We start from the raw sequence: 18000 nt of genomic DNA on the forward strand, positions 1-18000 counted from the left end.
AGCGCCATGCCACACGTAGTCACGCAGTCCTGTTGCAGCGACGCCTCGTGCGTCTACGCCTGCCCGGTCAACTGCATCCATCCGACGCCGGACGAGCCGGACTTCCTCACCGCCGAGATGCTGCACATCGATCCGCAGGCCTGCGTCGACTGCGGCGCATGTGTCTCGGCCTGCCCGGTCGACGCCATCGTCCCCGAGTCGAAGCTGACCGACCCGCAGCGAGTCTTCCTGTCCATCAATGCGGACTTCTACAAGGAAGAGCGGCCCAGGCCGCTTCTCGCCAAGGTCATCCCGGCAGCCCACGTCGACAAGGGCCGACCGCCGTTGCGCGTTGCGATCGTCGGTTCCGGACCGTCGGCGATGTACGCCGCGGACGAGTTACTGACTCAGCCTGACGTGCAGGTCAACGTCTTCGATCGCCTTCCTGTGCCTTACGGCTTGGTTCGCGCCGGCGTTGCTCCGGACCATCAGAAGACCAAGCAGGTCACTCGCTTGTTCGACAAGATCGCCGCACAAAAGGGTTTCGAGTTCTACCTCAACGTCGAGATCGGCAAGCACATCTCGCACAGCGAACTGCTCGAAAATCACCATGCGGTGCTCTACGCAGTCGGCGCTTCGTCCGACCGTGGTCTCGGCATTCCGGGTGCTGATCTGCCTGGCACGGCATCGGCCACCGACTTCGTGGCCTGGTACAACGGCCACCCCGATCACGCCGACGACGTCTTCGACCTCTCGCATCGCCGCGCGGTCATCATCGGAAACGGAAACGTCGCGCTCGACGTCGCTCGCATTCTCACGGCCGATCCCGAGAAGTTGGCGGGCACTGACATCTCCGCTCACGCACTCGCCGCTCTGCGGAAGAGTCGCGTCGAAGAAGTTGTCATCGTGGGTCGACGCGGAATCGCGCAGTCCGCGTTCACAGTCCCCGAGTTCACCGGCCTGATGGCACTGCCGGACATCGAACTCTCTGTCGGACCCGACGACATGGTTCTCGACTCGGCCACCGAAGAACTGGCAAAACGCGGCGAGCTTCCGCATGCCGTCGAGCAGAAGTTGCGTCTACTCGAAGCACTGAAGAACCGCGATCACGTCGACGTCGGCAACAAGCGCATCACGTTGCGCTACCTGCTCACGCCGACGTCGATCACCGGCGACGATCAGATCAGTGGAATCGAGTTCGCTCGCAACGCCCTGGTCGACGCCAACGGAACCGTGCAGATCGAGGCGACCGGCGATACCGAGACCATCGATGCCGGCTTGGTCCTCACCTCGATCGGCTACCGCGGAGTGCCCATCACCGGCGTCCCGTTCGACGAGCGTGCTTCGGTCATTCCGAATGAGAACGGCCGCGTCCTCGAAGCTCCGAACGGCGATCCCGCAACCGGCGTCTACGCGACCGGTTGGATCAAGCGCGGACCGAGTGGGTTCATCGGCACCAACAAGTCCTGCGCGCAGGAAACGATCAGGATGCTCGTCGACGACTTCAACGACGGACGCCTGACCAACCCGGTCGCCGACGACTCCGCAGTCGATCGTCTGGTTCGGGCGCGACAGTCCGACGTAGTCGACCGCGAGGGCTGGCACGCCATCGACAAGGCGGAACTGGAACGCGGCGCTGCGCACGACCGTGTCCGCGAAAAGGTTCTGGATCAGGTCGAGATCACCTCCATCCTCGACGCTGCGGCCCGGGTGAAACCGGCGCGTCGATTCGGTCGACCCGTTCGCGCTCGCTGATCCGCTACAGGTAAACAGCTACTTTCACGCACACGGCCCCGCCTGCAGACTCGTCTGCCCGGCGGGGCCGTCTGCGTTCCGGCAGCGTCCCACTCAGCGAAAATTTTTGCCCGTCAGCGGCCAAAATCGTGTAATACTGCAACCTGTTCCAGTAAGCGGCACAGCGGGCCCACGATCCCCCGGATCAGGCTCGCCAACCAGATGAGGATTGCATGAGCGAGACTGCAACGCCGGCGCCGAACGGGAGTGTGACACCTGCAGTAGAGGGTTGGTTCACCACCGGCGACGAACCTGCTCTGATCGGCACGAAGTGCCAATCCTGCGGCACCATTTCCTTCCCTCGTGAGGCGACGTTCTGCAAGAACCCGAGCTGCTTCAGCGAGGAGTTCGACGACGTGGAACTCTCCCGCCGCGGCACTGTCTGGTCGTACACCGACGCGCAGTACCAGCCCCCGCCGCCGTACATCCCGCGCTCGGATCCGTACGAGCCTTTTGCTCTCGCAGCAGTCGAGCTGCCCGAGGGGATCGTCATCCTCGGCCAGGTGGCCGACGGATTCGGCGTCGACGATCTCAAGGTCGGCAATACCGTCGAATTGGTTGTCGAGCCGCTGTACACCGACGAAACCGGAGTACGTACGACGTGGCGCTGGAAGCCTGTCGCCGCAGCTGATCAGGAGTCGCAGTCATGAGCAAGGACGTCGCAGTACTCGGTGTCGGAATGCACCCCTGGGGCAAATGGGGGCAGTCGTTCGTGAAATACGGCGTTGCCGCCGCTCGCGCCGCGCTCGCCGATTCGGGTGTGAATTGGCAGGACGTCGACTTCATCGTCGGCGGCGAGACAGTCCGCAACGGTTACGGCGGATACGTCGCCGGAGCCACCTTCGCACAGGCACTCGGCTGGAACGGCGCTCGCGTCGCCACGTCGTACGCAGCGTGCGCGACGGGAGCCCAGGCACTCGACACCGCTCGCGCACGAATCCTGGCCGGCCTCAGCGAAGTTGCCCTGGTCGTCGGAGCCGACACCACCCCCAAGGGTTTCCTCGCTCCCGTCGCCGGTGAGCGTTGGGACGACCCGGACTGGTTGCGCTTCCGCCTCATGGGTATGACCAACCCGGCGTACTTCGCGCTCAACGCGCGTCGTCGCATCGACCTCTACGGCGCCACCGCGGAGGACTTCGCCAACGTGAAGGTCAAGAACGCCAAGCACGGGCTCAATAATCCGAATGCGCGCTACCGCAAGGAAGTCACCGTCGAGAACGTGTTGGCCTCCCCCGTGGTGTCCAATCCCCTTCACCTGCTCGACATCTGCGCGACGTCCGACGGCGGCGCCGCAATCTTGCTGACGTCGATGGAATACGCCCGCAAGATGGGCATCGCGGAACCTGTTCGCATCAAGGCTATTTCGACGGTCACGCCGACGTTCCCGCAGACGATCATGGATATGCCGAACTTCTCCACCGATTCCAGCTCCGCCGTCCCGGCTCCGGAGCGCACGTTCAAGGAATCCATCGGCTACGCCGCGTACGAGGAAGCCGGAATCTCTCCCGAAGACGTCGACGTCGCCGAGGTCTACGACCTCGCTACCTCGGTGGAACTGGACTGGATCGAAGACCTCGCGCTGTGCAAGCGGGGCGAGGCCGAGCACCTTCTGCGTGCGGGTGACACCAGTATCGGAGGCCGCATCCCGGTCAATCCGTCCGGCGGTCTCGCGTGCTTCGGCGAAGCCGTTCCCGCACAGGCACTTGCGCAGGTGTGCGAGCTCACCTGGCAGCTGCGCGGACAAGCCGAAGGCCGTCAGGTCGAAGGCGCCCGCATCGGTATCACCGCCAACCAAGGTCTGTTCGGACACGGCTCCTCGGTGATCGTTTCCGCCTGACCCTGTTCTACTTTCGTGGCGGTCGCACACTCACCCGTGAGCGGCCGCCACGATCACGTCTGCCACTGCCCCTGGCTGTGAAACCAGCGAGGCATGGGAGGTCGGGAGTTCGCTGGTGTTCGCGCCCATCCGGTTTGCCATGAACCGCTGCGCCGAAGCTGGGATCACGCGATCCTCACCGGCGACCAGATACCAGCTCGGTGTGTTCGCCCACGACGGTGGCCCGCCGAGTTCGAGGTTCGCCCACAAAGCGGCGGACTTCTGGTGAGCCAACATCGTTGCCGCCGTCTCGTCGGAAACGTCTTGAGCGAAGACGGAATGGAAATACTCGTCCGTGACGTAGCCGTCGACGTTCTTCCCGCCGATCGCGTGAGGATCGTCGACGATCCTCAATCCCAGAGCGGGAGGAAGCAATTGGCTGCCAGGAAATCGAATCGGGTCGATCGTGATCTGTACCGGCTCACCCTCCACCGGACCGAACGCCGCGATGTAGACCAGCGACTGGACTTTCGGATCGTGGACATTGGTGATCACCGCGCCGCCGTACGAGTGCCCGACGAGAACGACGGGGCCGTCGATGTCCGCAACCGTCTTCTCGATCACGGACGCGTCGTAAGCCGGCCCGCGCAGAGGATTGTCCGGCACCACGACGCGATAGCCACGCGAGCGTAGGTCGGCGGCAACGCCGTCCCAACTGGTGGCGTCGGCAAAGGCTCCGTGAACCAGAACGACAGTTGGCTTGGGGCTTGCCACCGCAGCACCGGAACCGAAGATCAGTCCGGCCGCGACTGTCATGAGCATTGCCAGAACTGCTGTGAATACACGTGAGATCTTCATGCGTTTCCTTCACTCTCTTAGGCAAGCGAGAAACTGCGGTAGGCCGGGACACGCCCGTTTCGATCCTAGAAATACCTGCTGCGACGGACGTGACTGTCCGTGCAGACTTCTGGGCTCACGGTGCACAAATTCTGGTTGAGCGTCCACATCCCGGGGTATCAAGGCTGCATGGCTTTGCTCCTGGATACTTCCGTGCTGGAGCCTGACCAACGCACGGACGCCTTCGTCGACGCGATGGGACGCGCATCGGTTCCCTGTGCGATCCACTTGGAGGATCCGGCGGGCGTGAGCGCCCGGATGAACGTGTGGAATCTGGGCGCAGCATCACTGTTCCGCTCCGAGTCGACGGGGATGCGATTGACCAGAACACCGCGGCACGTGCGATCAGCGTCGATGCCGGTTCTCGCGATTGCCCTGCAGGAGAGCGGAATCGGCCATCTAGATCAGCACGATGAACAACGCAGAGTCCCGGCCGGTGAACTACTCATGACGGACCTGACGTCGACCTACGATTTCTCCTGGACGGGAACGGGCGCTTCCCAGTGCCTCTACGTTCCGATGGATCGGCTGGGACTACCGATCGACACCGTGCGAGACGCTGCCACGCGACCTCACCACAGCAACCTGTACCCCTTGATGATCGCGCACGTTCGTGAATTGTTCCGCAGCGCCGATCAGTTGGAGACCGATCCTGCCGCCGAACAATTGGGCGAGGCCTCGATCGAACTGGCGCGCGCTTTGGTCGCATCGATCGCGCATGCAAATCCCGACGCCTCCGCTCCGAGATCGGCACTCACGTTGACATCGATCCGCAGATACATCCGCGAACACCTTCACGATCCGGCGCTGCATCCTGCACGAATTGCCCACGCCCACAGCATCTCACTGCGTCAGTTGTACAAGATCTGTTCAGACAACGAATTCCGGCTCGAGCAGTGGATCATCACCCAGCGCCTGCAGAAGGCTCGGGACGAACTGGCTCGACCCGCTACCGTCGACCTGCCGATCGCCACCATTGCCCGCCGTGCGGGATTTGTCGACGCCGGACACTTCAGCCGACGGTTTCGGCAGGCCTACGGAGTCAGCCCGACTCGTTGGCGTCAGCTCCGCGATTGCAGCAGCGCCACAACGTCTGACTGACCACGGCTTTCGGCATTGTCCAATGCGGTCTTTCCCGACGCATCCCGGATCGAGGGATCTGCCCCGGCGTCGAGAAGCTGAGTGATCACGTCGACGTAGCGCGCCGAGCCGTCGCCGTACACAACGGCCTCGAGAAGCGCCGTCCACCCCGGATCATTGACGTGATTGACCGGTACCCCGGCAGCAATCAGCATCCGGACGGTCTCGACATGCGCGTGTTCACTCGCGGGAATCAGAGCCGTACCGCCGTAACGGTTCACGCTGTCGACATCCGCGCCATGGCTGAGCGTCAGTGCCAGAATCTCGTTCAATCCCTCGGCTCCGGAATACAGGAAGGCCGAATCCTGCATGGAATCCTTCGCATTCACGTCAGCACCGGCAAGAATCAACGCAGAAGCCGCAGCGACGGCGTTGTTCTTGGTGGCCTCGACGAGTGGAGTCCGTTCGCCCTCGCCGCGCGCTTCGATGTTCGCGCCGGCAGTCAGGGCAGCGGTAACAGCTGCGGGATCATTGCGGTCCACAGCATCGAAGAGCGCGCGCTCGGATTCCGGCGTCGACGATGGCTTTACACCCGTAGGCGGTACAGCTGCCGTTGTTGTCGCTGACGCCGCGGTTGTCGGCGTCAGCGGGGTGTCGGACGAACTGCAACCCGCCAACGCTCCGGTCACCGATGCCGCGAAGATTACGCAGGCGAGGACAGACCTGCGCGGCCGCGCCATCACAGCGAATCACTTTCTTGGACAAGTGTTTCGAGCGTCATCCTGACGGCGTCCAGGTGTTCGGCCATCGCCCTGGAGGCGTGGTCGTAACTCCCGGATGCAATTCCTTCGACTATTCGTTCGTGTTCCTCGTTCGACTTTTCCTGGCGACCGGCAACAAGATTGAGTGTCTCGGATTGCCTTGTCAGCGCTTCACGGATATCGACGATTACCGACTCGAAGACACGATTCCTACTGGCTTTTGCAATCAGTCCGTGAAATTGGGCGTCGAGTGCAACCCATACGAGCGGATCGTCCTCGTCACGCATCTGCTGTACCAGTCCGCGGAGTGCTGCCAGTTCCTCCGCGGTGTGCCGTTGCGCAGCCCATCCTGCGGCCGGAATTTCGACATGAGGCCGTGCTTCGACCAATTCGTTGGCCGCATAGCTGCCGAAATCGAGGTCTCGCGCTATCGAATCACTGACGACGAACGTGCCGAGCCCGGATTTTGTCTCGGTGAGCCCGAGAGCGTGGCACGAGCGCAGGGCTTCGCGGATAACCGATCGACTGACCCCGTGCCTTTCGGCCAGGGACGCTTCGGACGGGAGACGCTCTCCGACTGCCAGATCGCCGGAGGCTATTGCGGCACGAAGGTCTGCGAGGACTGCCTCGGCAGCACTCACCCGCGCGGCGACTGGTCGCCTGGTGGCCCAGCTGTCTGACAGGTTCATGCCGTCATTGTTGCGACTGCCGAAGTCCCGCGTCAAACATCGCACCTGGTGACGGGTTGACGTGCAGGAGTGAGCGAGGTAACAATTAGACCTGTCAGACAGCCTGATAGCCCGATAGCTGGGTGGGTCTACTACTTGTCCGTCAGCGCTGCGATCCCGAAATACACCCACCGCGCAGAGTGATGCTTGCGCGAAGAGACACGAGGAATTGATCAAGTGCTCGAAACGCGAACAGAACACGATCTGCTCGGCGATCGCGAAGTTCCAGCCGATTCGTACTGGGGAATCCACACCTTGCGCGCGATGGAGAACTTCCCGATCACTGGTCGAACAATTGCCACGAACCCGCATCTGATCCGCGGCATCGCTTACGTCAAATGGGCCGCAGCCAGCGCAAACGAGAAGCTGGGCATCCTCGACGGCCCGCGAGCCGAGGCCATCTCACAGGCATGCAAGGAAATCGTGGACGGCCGGTGGCACGAACAGTTCGTAGTGGACGTCATCCAGGGTGGTGCCGGAACGTCGACGAACATGAATGCCAACGAGGTAATCGCCAATCGCGCATTGGAAATCCTCGGCCACCAGCGCGGCGACTACGAACGACTTCACCCCAATGAGCACGTGAACCTGAGCCAATCGACCAACGACGTCTACCCCACGGCCGTCAACATCTCGACGATCTTCGCGATCGAGGACCTGCTGGATGCACTTCGTGTACTCCAGAATGCGTTCACGACCAAATCTCTCGAGTTCGCCGACACAGTGAAGATGGGACGCACCCAACTGCAGGACGCCGTGCCGATGACTCTGGGTCAGGAGTTCGGCACCTACGCGGTCATGATCGAGGAGGATCGAGCGCGCCTGGCTGAGGCTGCTCTTCTCGTTCACGAGATCAACCTCGGCGCCACTGCTATCGGCACCGGTCTCAACGCGCCTGCCGGCTACGCCGAGGTGGCCTGTTCCGACCTGGGCGCACTAACCGGGCTGCCGCTGGTGTTGGCAACGGATCTGGTCGAAGCGACCCAAGACGTGGGCCAGTTCGTCCACCTCTCCGGCGTACTCAAGCGGGTCGCTGTGAAGTTGTCCAAGGTGTGCAACGATCTTCGGCTGCTCTCTTCTGGTCCGCGAGCCGGATTGAACGAGATCAATCTGCCGCCGGTGCAGGCAGGTTCGTCGATCATGCCGGGCAAGGTCAATCCGGTAATTCCCGAGGTCCTCAATCAGGTCGCGTACGAAGTCATCGGCAATGACGTGACGATTACGATGGCTGCGGAATCCGGGCAACTCCAACTCAACGCTTTCGAGCCGATCATCGTGCACTCACTGTCCGAAGGAATGCGACACCTCGGTGCGGCTTGCCGCATTCTGGCGGACCGGTGCGTACTCGGTATCACGGCCAACACCGAACTGTTGCGCGCGCGAGTCGAAGACTCCATCGGCCTCGTCACCGCGCTCAACCCCTACATCGGATATACCGCGTCCACACGGATTGCCCAGGAAGCGTTGATTTCCGGGCGTCGCGTCGCCGATCTCGTGATCGAAGCGGGCCTGCTCGACCGCGAGGAACTCGATCGGTTGCTCAGCCCCGAACATCTCGCCAATCTCCGCGTTGCGGGCGAGAAGCCTCATGCTAACGCCGTTGCGGAGGAGGTTTGATGACCGTCGAACGGGAAGAGACACCCCACGCCGAGGTTGCCGCTGAAGAGGATCTCGGATATCAGAAGGCGCTCGGCCCCAGACAGATTCAGATGATCGCGATCGGTGGTGCGATCGGAACAGGCCTTTTCATGGGTGCGGGAGGGCGACTCCAACAGGCGGGCCCGGCCTTGGTTCTCGTGTACGCGCTGTGCGGGTTCTTCGCCTTCCTGATCCTGAGGGCACTCGGCGAACTGGTGATGCACCGACCGACTTCGGGATCCTTCGTTTCCTACGCACGCGAATTCTTTGGCGAGAAGATGGCTTTCGCTGCGGGTTGGCTGTACTGGATGAACTGGGCAATGACTGCCGTGGTCGATGTCACGGCTGTGGCGTTGTACATGAACTTCTTCAAGAAGTACTGGGCGCCACTGGGGCACATCGATCAGTGGATGTTCGCTCTGATCGCGGTGGTGTTGGTTCTCGGACTGAATCTGGTGTCCGTCAAAGTCTTCGGAGAGCTGGAGTTCTGGTTCGCGTTGATCAAGGTCGTTGCGTTGACCGCATTCCTCGGGTTCGGTGTCTATTTCGTACTCTTCGGCACGCCCATCGAAGGGCATTCCTCCGGATTCAGCCTGATCACCGACAATGGCGGGCTGTTCCCCAACGGAATACTGCCGGCAGTCGTGGTGATTCAAGGCGTCGTGTTCGCTTACGCCTCAATTGAACTCGTGGGAACCACGGCCGGAGAGACCGAAAATCCCCGGAAGGTGATACCCAAGGCAATCAACACAGTGATCATTCGGATCCTCGTCTTCTACGTGGGATCGGTGCTACTGCTCTCGCTGTTGCTCCCGTACACGGAGTACCACGCCGGTGAAAGTCCATTCGTCACATTCTTCGGTTCGATCAACATCCAAGGTGCGGATGCGATCATGAATCTGGTCGTTCTCACGGCAGCCTTGTCTTCCCTCAATGCCGGATTGTATTCGACCGGACGAATACTCCATTCGATGGCGATGGCAGGCTCGGCGCCTGCCTTCGCTGCCAAAATGAACAAAGCCGGAGTGCCGTACGGGGGAATCGCACTCACCGGCGTGGTCATTCTGTTCGGCGTCGGGCTCAATGCTGTTGTCCCAGCGCAAGCCTTCGAAATAGTCCTCAATCTTGCAGCCCTCGGCATCATCAGTGCGTGGGCAGTCATAATGTTGTGCCAGTTGAAGCTCTGGCAACTTGCGAAACAAGGCAAAGTCACCCGCCCTCCCTTCCGCATATTCGGCGCACCGTACACCGGGATCGCGACACTGGTCTTTCTTGCGGTCGTTATCGTATTGATGGCATTCGACAACCCTGTTGGAACATGGACCGTCGGCTCCATCGCGATCATCGCACCGCTGTTGATGATTGGTTGGTACGGCGCCAGGAATCGCATTCGCGAGTTGGCCATCCATCGCCCCGCAGCTTGACGTGAAAGGACCTCAGTGTCGAAAGTCGCAGTCGTCACCACTGGTGGCACCATCGCCAGCACCCGAGATGCGCACGGAATCAGTCGGCCCGCAATCACCGGTGCAGATCTGCTCGGCAATGAGCAGACCGACATCGATCTTCGAGTCGTGGACGTGATGTCGAAGGACAGTTCGAGCATGACCTTCGCGGACATGGATCGTGTTCGCGACGCCGTGGCCGACGAATTGAAGGATCCTGGACTCGACGCGGTGGTCGTGCTTCACGGCACCGACACGATGGAGGAAACTGCGTTCTTGTTGGACCTGCACCACGACGACCGACGTCCGGTGGTCTTCACCGGGGCGCAGCGCACTTTCGACCATCCAGAGTCCGACGCTCGTTCGAATCTGACCGCGGCGATCGCGGCCGGACTCGACATCTCGTCGCAGGGACGTGGTGTCCTCATCGCCTTCGGCGGTTCGGTCCACCCGGCCGCAGGTACGCGAAAGGCCGACACGACGGCACTTGACGCCTTCCGCTCGTTGCGCATCGACCCGGCCCTGCTGCGCACTCCCGAACCATTGCCGTGGCATCCGATTTCGAACACCCGCGTCGACATCATCGCCGTGTATCCCGGGGCAGACCGCGTACAGATCGACGCTTGCGTGAGCGCCGGGGCAAATGGACTTGTTCTCGACGGACTCGGTTCGGGAAATGCCAATCCGACGATCGTCGAGGCCGTCCGAGACTGCGTAGGCGCTCACATTCCGGTGGTCGTGACAACTCGTGTGCCCTCGGGGCCAATCTCCCCGGTTTACGGTGGTGGTGGCGGCGGCCACGACTTGATCGCCGCAGGCGCTGTATTTTCCACCGATCTTCGGGCCGGGCAGGCACGTGTACTTCTGGCGGCCTTGTTGTCAGATCCGGATCTCGTGGGCCTGGAAAAGGTATTCGACCGATATTCGAGGTTTGCTCGCACCCCGCCGTTCAGGCGGTAGCACTGGCGACGCCGTTCGTAGTTCGAACGCACCACTCGCTAAATCAGGGACTTTGGTCCGAATCTTTTGATTTGGACGCTTAACAAGTGTCCGAATTGGGTAGTTTCACATCATCTAACTCGTTACGTATGTCGATCCAGCGGTCACGTCCAGTGCAGCCAGTCGAACAGGAGTCGGATGAGCAGCCCATTTCGTGATGCCGCTGCAGTGACGCTCGACGCGTCTCACCGCGTCGGGCACACTCACGCGTCGGACGTCCCTGTCAGCGGGCGCTTTCACCCGCCCTCTGCAATCAAGGGACTGGTTCCACGTCCCCGGTTGCACCAGAAACTCACCGCGTCCACCACTACCGAGGGCTCGGGACCCGGGTCCGTCGGGCTGCTTTCTGCACCGGCCGGAGCGGGAAAGACCCTGCTGCTGGCGAATTGGGCTCGTGAGTATTCGCGGGCGTCCCCTGACGTGGACCTCGCCTGGCTGACGTTGGCCGAGCGCGACAACAACGTGTCGGTGCTGTGCGAATCCCTCGCCGAGGCCATCTCGACGCCTCTCGACCCGGCCGGTCGCGCGCCCACCGGGCAAGGGTTCCCGGCACAGGCGGGATCGAGACGACCCGTCGAACAGTGGCTCGCGCACTTCGCGGAAACCGTCGAAGCTCACGATCGCCGAACGACGCTGATCCTCGACGACGTTCACACACTCCACGATCCGATGTCGATCGGTCTTCTCGACCAGATACTCACGCACACCCCGGACAATCTGTCGATCATCGTCGCTGCTCGATACGAACCTCCGCTCACCTGGCATCGTCTCGCGCTCGATGGCCGACTCACTCGCTTCGCATCCACCGATCTCGCCTTCGACCGCACCGAGATCACTGCGATGTTCGGCGAATACGACATCGCCCTCGGCGACGACGAGCTCGCAATCGTCGAGAACTTCACCAAGGGGTGGGGCGCTGTTGTTCGCCTGACCGCAGCGTTCCTGGCAGGCCGGAGCGACATCGGTAATGCATTGAACGAGTTCACCCATACGCCCCGCCCGATCGCCGACTTCCTCGTCGACGAGGTCCTGACATCCTTGCCCGAGCATGTCACGACATTCATGTTGCGGACATCCGTCGTCGATTCGTTCTCTGCTCAACTCGCAGAAACGTTGACCGATTCGAATGCGCGGTCCGAGATCGACGCTCTGATTCAATACAACTTCCCCGTGACGCGGACCGACTCCGCTGACCACACCACGTGGTTCAGCTACCACCCCCTTCTCCTCGAACACCTCCGCGCAGAGTTCCGCCGGGTCGATCACGAGGAGAGAAATCGCGCGCACCTTCGAGCAGCAACCTGGTTCGAGAGTCATCACTTCGAACTCGAGGCGCTCGAACTCGAGGTGTCGATCGGCGACCCGTGCCGCATCCTCGCTTTTCTCGAGCGCTGCGGACTGGGCCTCGTACTCGACGGGCACAGCGGAGACGTCGTCCGAGTGCTCGAATCCGCACCGACGCAGGTCTCCGAATCTCCGATCACCCGCCTGGTCCTGGCTGCGGCCGCCCTCCATTCCGGTGACATGACCTCTGCGACCACGTGCCTCGATCTCCTCGAGGCAACTCATCCGCCTATTGCGGACGAGCCACTGTTCCTGGCGATGAGTCTGGAAATCTCCTGTGCTTCGCCAACTTCCGACAACAAACCATTGGTTTCGCGCCTGGTGCGGCGCCAGAACAGCACTCACTCGGACGTCGAAGCCTACGCTCACCTCGAGGTAGCGACGGCCCTCCTACTCAAACGCGAGTTCGACAGGGCAACTGTCGAATACACCCAGGCGGTCGCGCTCGGAACACTACGAGGCAGGTCGCGATTCGTACTGAAGGCACTGACCGGGCTGGGATTTGTCGCCTCACTCAGCGGGGACATCGAGGCGATGAGGGCACACTCCATCTACGCCATCGACTACGCGGTCGAACACCGAATCACAACGACGGCGGAGTACGAGTTGTCCGCGTCCGTGGTGGCCTTCGCTGCATATCTCTGCGCCACCAGCGAACTTCCGTACCGCATACCGACTATCGGAAACTACCGGAGCACAGATGTTCTCGGCGCCAGCGTCCCGGCATTCGGGTGGCACACCGTCGTCACGTTCGGGCTCCACAGTCTCGGCGACGCGGCCGATCGACGGTCGACCGCTGCCGACGTCCGCGATGCGATGCTCAGCGCGATCGCACTGCGCACCTTCTCATTGGCGACTCTTGCCCTACTCCCACCGGTCGTGAACGCATGCCTGTCGGTCGGCGAAGTGGAATGGGCGGGCCGACTCGTGCGCGATGCGGCTGATCAGTTCGGCGAGACTTCCGAGATACACCTGGCGCGAGCTGCCGTGGCTTTCTCGTCCAACAAGTTCGCAGAAGCACTCGTCGAGGTTTCCGAAGCCCTCGGATCCACCGAAGAGCCTGTGCTCGCCCACACCGTCTACGCCTGGACACTCGAGGCTGGGATCCACGCTGCCACCGGTCACGAGCGCAAGTCGTTTCGTTCGCTGCACAAAGCCCTGCGAGCCGCAGAAACCGGTGGGCTGTTGCGACCTTTCCTCGACTACGGCGCGTCACTGCGTCCGATCTTCGACGAGTTCAGTGGGCACTTCGGCGATCAGGAGGCTTTTGCCGAACAGGTACGCAACCGCATTCGTCCACAAGAGCTGGTGAGTGCACCGATCCTCACACCGGGCGAATGCACCGTGCTGCGCGAACTGGCCTCGGGAGACACCACCGAGTCGATCGCCGACACGCTGTTCCTGTCCGTCAACACCATCAAGACGCATCTACGCGGGATCTATCGGAAGTTGGAAGTAAGTAACCGACGCGACGCACTCAAGGCTGCGCGTCGCGGCGGACTCATCTGAGCAAGACTGCTTCCATGCCCCCGAAGCTGTACTCCGATACGCGCGATCGAATGACCGTCTGGGCGAGACGCACACCAAGCCGACGGTTGGCTACCGACGCGACGATCGACGTCTTCGAAGTCGGACTCGTCGACAGCGCCATGACTTTGGCAGCCCAGGCGTTCACGTCCTTGCTGCCGGTGATGATCGCAGCGTCCACCCTGGAAAAGTTGAAGCCCTTGGCCGATGTCGCCAGAGACGACCTCGGGGTGCAGCTTCCCGACGCCGTGATGACCGACACCTCCACTGCGGCCGCGTTCGGCATTGTCGGCTTGCTCATGCTGTTGATCAGTTCCACGTCCTACGCTCGCGCCCTTGGCCGGATGTACGGACGAATCTGGAGGGTGCCGACAGCGACACTTCGCCAGGCATGGCGGTGGATCGCGGTCGTGTTCGTCGTCGCCGCGTCAGTGGTCGGTGCTGCGCTGTGCCGCGAACTGAATGCCGTTCCGAGAGTGGGCAGTCTCCTGGAATTTGTTGCGGTCTACGCAGTGTGGGCACTGGTCTGGACTGCTGTGCCCATGCTGTTGACCGCCAATCGCATGACCACTCGTATGTGTGTCGGGTCCGGCTTGCTCACCGCGACGGGTCTGACCGGACTGCACGTGGCCGGCACTCTGTTTCTGCCGCGGATGACCAAGACGTCTCAGGACGAGTTCGGCCTTCTCGGCGTGATGTTCACCGTGATCGGGTGGCTGTTCATCTTCTCTGCCATCGTGGTGGTCGCGTCGTCGATCGTCGGATCGGTCGCAAAAGATGCGGGGCCACTGGGAATCTGGCTGCGGACCTCACGCTGAAGTGTTGTCCCGACCCTCGAGTGCCTGCGAGACGGTCGGATAGACGTCGACCTTCAGCGCACCCTCGTCAGCCCCGGACAAGACATCGCGGAACTGACCGATGTCGCGGGCCACCCGGAAGCTCACATTCTTGCGAGCCAACGAATCTCGAAGCTGAGCCAACATCTGGGCCGCGCTGACGTCGATGAACGGTGAAGTCTCGGCGTCGAGAATGACCGTCGTGGTCCCGGTGGTCACCATGCCGGTGATCTGATCACGGACGTGATCGGCATTCGCGAAGAAGAGTCCGGATTCGACCCTGACCACCACGACGCCGTCGAGTGTCCTCAGATCAGGATGGCTGCTGGTGTCGACCCAGCGCGTGCCGTCCTTGGCCAGAGCGGCCACGTGCGGTTTGGAGACTCGATACAGGAGCAGCAGCATCGAGACGACAATTCCGATGATCAGACCGGGCAAGGTATCGAACAGGAGAACTCCGAACATCGCCGCGACAGCGGCGGCGAAATCGGCCCGAGCGGCGTGCCCGTAGATGCTGCCCAATCGCTTCGTCCAGACCCGGTACAGCGCTGCGAGAGAAGAGAAATCCACTAGTTCGATCACTGCGGCGATCACCACCGCCGATAGCGTCGCTTCCGGTAGTTTCTCGAACAACCCAGTCAGGAACAGCAGTGTCAGCAGCGTCAATGCGGCGACCACCAACCCGCTGACCTGTGATTTGGCACCCGCTCCCCCGTTGACAGCCGTCTTCGAGAGGCTGCCGTTGACCACCATTCCCGAGCAGATGCCCGATCCGAGATTGGCGGCCCCCAGTCCTACCAGTTCCCGATTGGCGTCGATCGTGTATCCGACCTTCGCCGCGTATGTCTTTGCAGCGCCGAGACCTTCGGCGAAACCGATGAGTAGAACACCGACGGCCGGCCCCACGAGGTCGAGGTAGTCCTCGGCTCCCACTCCACTCGGCAGGCCCATAGTCGGCAAGCCCGAATCGATGTGTCCGACGATGTCGATGCCACGGTCGTCGAGTCCGAACAGCGCCACTGCGGTAATCCCCAGTAATACAACCAGAAGCGAACCTGGCACGAGCGGGAGCCATCGCTTGACTCCCAGAACCATTGCCAAGCTGAGCAATCCGATGACCACCGTCGGACCGTCGACCTCGCCAAGTTCCTTGATCACCGTCCACGCCTGGACGAAGAAGTTCCCCTCGCCCTTGTCCACGCCCAGGAGTTTGGGTACTTGACCGATGATGATCGTGAGCGCCAAACCGACTATGAATCCCTTGAGAACCGGCTCGGAGATGAAGGATGCGATGAATCCGAGGCGCATGAACCCTGCGAGCAATCCGACGAGTCCGGTCACGATCGCGAGCCCGACCGACAACGCGACAAATCTGGTGTCGTCTCCTGACGCCAGTGGAGCGATCATCGCCGCGGACAACGCGGCAGTGGCCGACATCGGTCCGACGATCAGATGCCGCGAACTACCTGCTGCTGCATACAGAATCAGTGACGGAACTGCAGCATAGAGCCCGACCACCGGCGGAACTCCGGCGATGGTGGCGTACGCGAGCGCTTCCGGGACAAGGACAGCCCACACCGTGAGGCCCGCGATGATGTCTGGGCGAAGCCAGCCTCGCTGATAGTCGGACAGTGATCCGAAGACCCACCACGTCCGTGTGCGCGGAGCACTCATAGCCCTTGCACCCCTTTACTGATCTGCATCGCCGCGATCAGGACGAGGAGCCCGACGTTCAGCAAGTGCGTGTTGGTGGCTATCCAGGTGCGGATCTTCTGCAGCGGTTCGGTGGCCTCCTCCTTCTTGATCAGGAGAAGGGCGACAGGCACGGCGACCGAGGTCACGGACACCAGAGAAAAGATCACGGCCGAGACGATCTGCGACGTCGGCGCCACGGTGCTGAGGCGAAAGTTCATGGCAGCGGCAATCGCACAGGACATGTCGATGGGATTGAGAACGAACAGCGCGAACCCGAGCACACCCGATCGCATCGGCTGGAAGTGTTCTACCGACTGGAGCATTTTCGGCAGTTGAGGGGCCGCCGCGACAACATCTCCCGGAGCCACTGCAGCCGCCATCGCCTGTACTCCGCGCCGACTACGCGTGTAGACGAACCAGGCACCCGCGAGCAATGTCACGCCGAGAACGAGGTGGAGGATGGGCACCCACAGGGGTGGGTGTGTTCTCTGATGAACTTGGAGTGCGGTCAAGATGATGTACGACCCGGCCAGGGCGACAACTATTCCGAGATACCACCCGATCAGATACGCGATGCTGTTGAGACGCGCTCGTTCGGAAAAGAGCACGGCGACAACGGCGACAACCGCCAGCGGGCTCATGATGATACCGAGTGCCAGCGGGATCTGTTGCAGTAGCAGCGATCCCATAACTACCTCCCGTTGTCAGAGACCGCCGATGCCCTTACCGATGAGAACAACACCGATAACCAGGATCAACACACTCATCACAGTGGCGTTGTTGTCCTGCAACCACACCTTCAGCTTGGCCAGCGGACCGCGCAGTCGCTCCGCGGCAACGAGGTAACCGATCACGGGCACGCACACTGTCGAGGCAGCGATGACGGTGAAAACCAGAACCGCGACGACTACTTCACCGGAGCCCAATGACGCAGAGCCGATCGAGATTCCAGCCGCGATACACATCATCAGATTCTTCGGATTGATCGCTGCCAGCGCGAAGCCCAAGCCGATGCCCTTGGCAGCGGTCATGTCGTCGATGGCTTGCATCCACTTCGGGGTTTCATGCTCGCCACCGCGCCCACGCCATTGCTTCACTCCGAACGCAAGTAGCAACACACCCAACGCCAGCTTGATCCACGACACCGTCGCAGAGGGATCGCCTTCGGAGTCGCCGAGCTTGCTGGACAGGAGCACGAAGATCACAGTGGCGACAACTATTCCGAGTATCCAGCCCAGGGCGAATCCGACGCTGGTGCTACCGGCTCGCTTGGACAACAACATCAAGATCGCCGCGATGATCGGGATGGGCGATACCGCAACACCGACCGCTAAGGGTAGAAGATCCCCGATGACAGATCCCATGCCGACCTCTTCTCTCTCCCGGTCGACACTAGGGGTGACGTTCTTTCGCAGCCTCACACAAAAGGGATGAATGGAGCCGCGATGACATTCACCCGTTGGG

At 61.7% G+C, this 18000-nt stretch carries 15 protein-coding genes; 9 read left to right on the forward strand and 6 right to left on the reverse strand.

The window, feature by feature from the left end; all coding sequences use genetic code 11:
• The first annotated feature begins 6 nt into the window (after positions 1-6).
• The 3 genes from FEZ59_RS13085 to FEZ59_RS13095 all read left to right on the forward strand — a co-directional run bounded on the left by FEZ59_RS13085 (position 7) and on the right by FEZ59_RS13095 (position 3610).
• Positions 7-1734: an FAD-dependent oxidoreductase gene (locus FEZ59_RS13085; RefSeq protein WP_134998971.1), complete on the forward strand. Its 1728-nt coding sequence runs from the start codon at positions 7-9 to the stop codon at positions 1732-1734.
• Positions 1735-1946: 212 nt separating this feature from the next.
• Positions 1947-2423, forward strand: a complete 477-nt coding sequence (locus FEZ59_RS13090) for an OB-fold domain-containing protein (RefSeq protein WP_019745839.1) — start codon at positions 1947-1949, stop codon at positions 2421-2423.
• The gene (locus tag FEZ59_RS13095) at positions 2420-3610 is read left to right on the forward strand and encodes a lipid-transfer protein (RefSeq protein ID WP_020909545.1); all 1191 of its coding nucleotides are present in this window, start codon (positions 2420-2422) and stop codon (positions 3608-3610) included. The genes FEZ59_RS13090 and FEZ59_RS13095 overlap by 4 nt, the downstream gene beginning before the upstream one ends.
• A gap of 30 nt (positions 3611-3640) precedes the next feature.
• Here the strand turns inward: FEZ59_RS13095 and FEZ59_RS13100 are convergent, their stop codons facing one another.
• The gene (locus FEZ59_RS13100; RefSeq protein WP_172932731.1) at positions 3641-4447 is read right to left on the reverse strand and encodes an alpha/beta hydrolase; all 807 of its coding nucleotides are present in this window, start codon (positions 4445-4447) and stop codon (positions 3641-3643) included.
• A 168-nt stretch (positions 4448-4615) separates the two neighbouring features.
• On the opposite strand from FEZ59_RS13100, the gene FEZ59_RS13105 reads away from it, so the two are divergent.
• Complete coding sequence (locus FEZ59_RS13105; protein WP_172932732.1) at positions 4616-5587, forward strand: helix-turn-helix domain-containing protein; 972 nt, start codon at positions 4616-4618, stop codon at positions 5585-5587.
• On the opposite strand, the gene FEZ59_RS13110 is transcribed toward FEZ59_RS13105, so the two are convergent.
• Positions 5548-6306 (reverse strand): ankyrin repeat domain-containing protein, encoded by a 759-nt coding sequence (locus FEZ59_RS13110; RefSeq protein ID WP_172932733.1) that lies wholly within the window; start codon positions 6304-6306, stop codon positions 5548-5550. The two genes, FEZ59_RS13105 and FEZ59_RS13110, sit on opposite strands and share 40 nt — an antisense overlap.
• Complete coding sequence (locus FEZ59_RS13115) at positions 6306-7016, reverse strand: FadR/GntR family transcriptional regulator (protein ID WP_021333372.1); 711 nt, start codon at positions 7014-7016, stop codon at positions 6306-6308. Before FEZ59_RS13115 ends, FEZ59_RS13110 begins: the two co-directional genes overlap by 1 nt.
• Positions 7017-7232: 216 nt before the next feature.
• Here FEZ59_RS13115 and FEZ59_RS13120 point away from each other — a divergent pair, with 216 nt between their 5' ends.
• From FEZ59_RS13120 to FEZ59_RS13140, 5 genes are all read left to right on the forward strand, one after another.
• The gene (locus FEZ59_RS13120; protein ID WP_019745845.1) at positions 7233-8672 is read left to right on the forward strand and encodes an aspartate ammonia-lyase; all 1440 of its coding nucleotides are present in this window, start codon (positions 7233-7235) and stop codon (positions 8670-8672) included.
• Positions 8672-10117, forward strand: coding sequence for an amino acid permease (locus FEZ59_RS13125; RefSeq protein WP_172932734.1), 1446 nt, complete (start codon positions 8672-8674; stop codon positions 10115-10117). Before FEZ59_RS13120 ends, FEZ59_RS13125 begins: the two co-directional genes overlap by 1 nt.
• A 15-nt stretch (positions 10118-10132) precedes the next feature.
• Positions 10133-11095 carry an asparaginase gene (locus FEZ59_RS13130; protein WP_172932735.1) on the forward strand — a complete coding sequence of 321 codons (963 nt, stop codon included), beginning with the start codon at positions 10133-10135 and terminating at the stop codon, positions 11093-11095.
• Between the two features lie 177 nt (positions 11096-11272).
• Positions 11273-13987 (forward strand): LuxR C-terminal-related transcriptional regulator, encoded by a 2715-nt coding sequence (locus FEZ59_RS13135; RefSeq protein WP_172932736.1) that lies wholly within the window; start codon positions 11273-11275, stop codon positions 13985-13987.
• 14 nt (positions 13988-14001) lie between these two features.
• Entirely contained in the window at positions 14002-14823 is an 822-nt protein-coding gene (locus tag FEZ59_RS13140; protein WP_172932737.1) for a hypothetical protein, read from the forward strand.
• Here FEZ59_RS13140 and FEZ59_RS13145 read toward each other — a convergent pair.
• Genes FEZ59_RS13145 through FEZ59_RS13155 form a run of 3 tightly spaced genes read right to left on the reverse strand, consistent with a single transcriptional unit; the run spans position 14815 to position 17900 of the window.
• Positions 14815-16515, reverse strand: coding sequence for a SulP family inorganic anion transporter (locus tag FEZ59_RS13145; RefSeq protein WP_172932738.1), 1701 nt, complete (start codon positions 16513-16515; stop codon positions 14815-14817). The two genes, FEZ59_RS13140 and FEZ59_RS13145, sit on opposite strands and share 9 nt — an antisense overlap.
• Positions 16512-17225 carry a GAP family protein gene (locus FEZ59_RS13150; protein WP_019745851.1) on the reverse strand — a complete coding sequence of 238 codons (714 nt, stop codon included), beginning with the start codon at positions 17223-17225 and terminating at the stop codon, positions 16512-16514. The genes FEZ59_RS13145 and FEZ59_RS13150 overlap by 4 nt, the downstream gene beginning before the upstream one ends.
• A gap of 15 nt (positions 17226-17240) precedes the next feature.
• Entirely contained in the window at positions 17241-17900 is a 660-nt protein-coding gene (locus tag FEZ59_RS13155) for a GAP family protein (protein WP_020971194.1), read from the reverse strand.
• Positions 17901-18000 lie beyond the last annotated feature (100 nt).

Origin of the sequence: Rhodococcus sp. MS13 (assembly GCF_013277835.1) — a bacterium.
In the GTDB taxonomy this organism is placed as follows: domain Bacteria; phylum Actinomycetota; class Actinomycetes; order Mycobacteriales; family Mycobacteriaceae; genus Rhodococcus_F; species Rhodococcus_F erythropolis.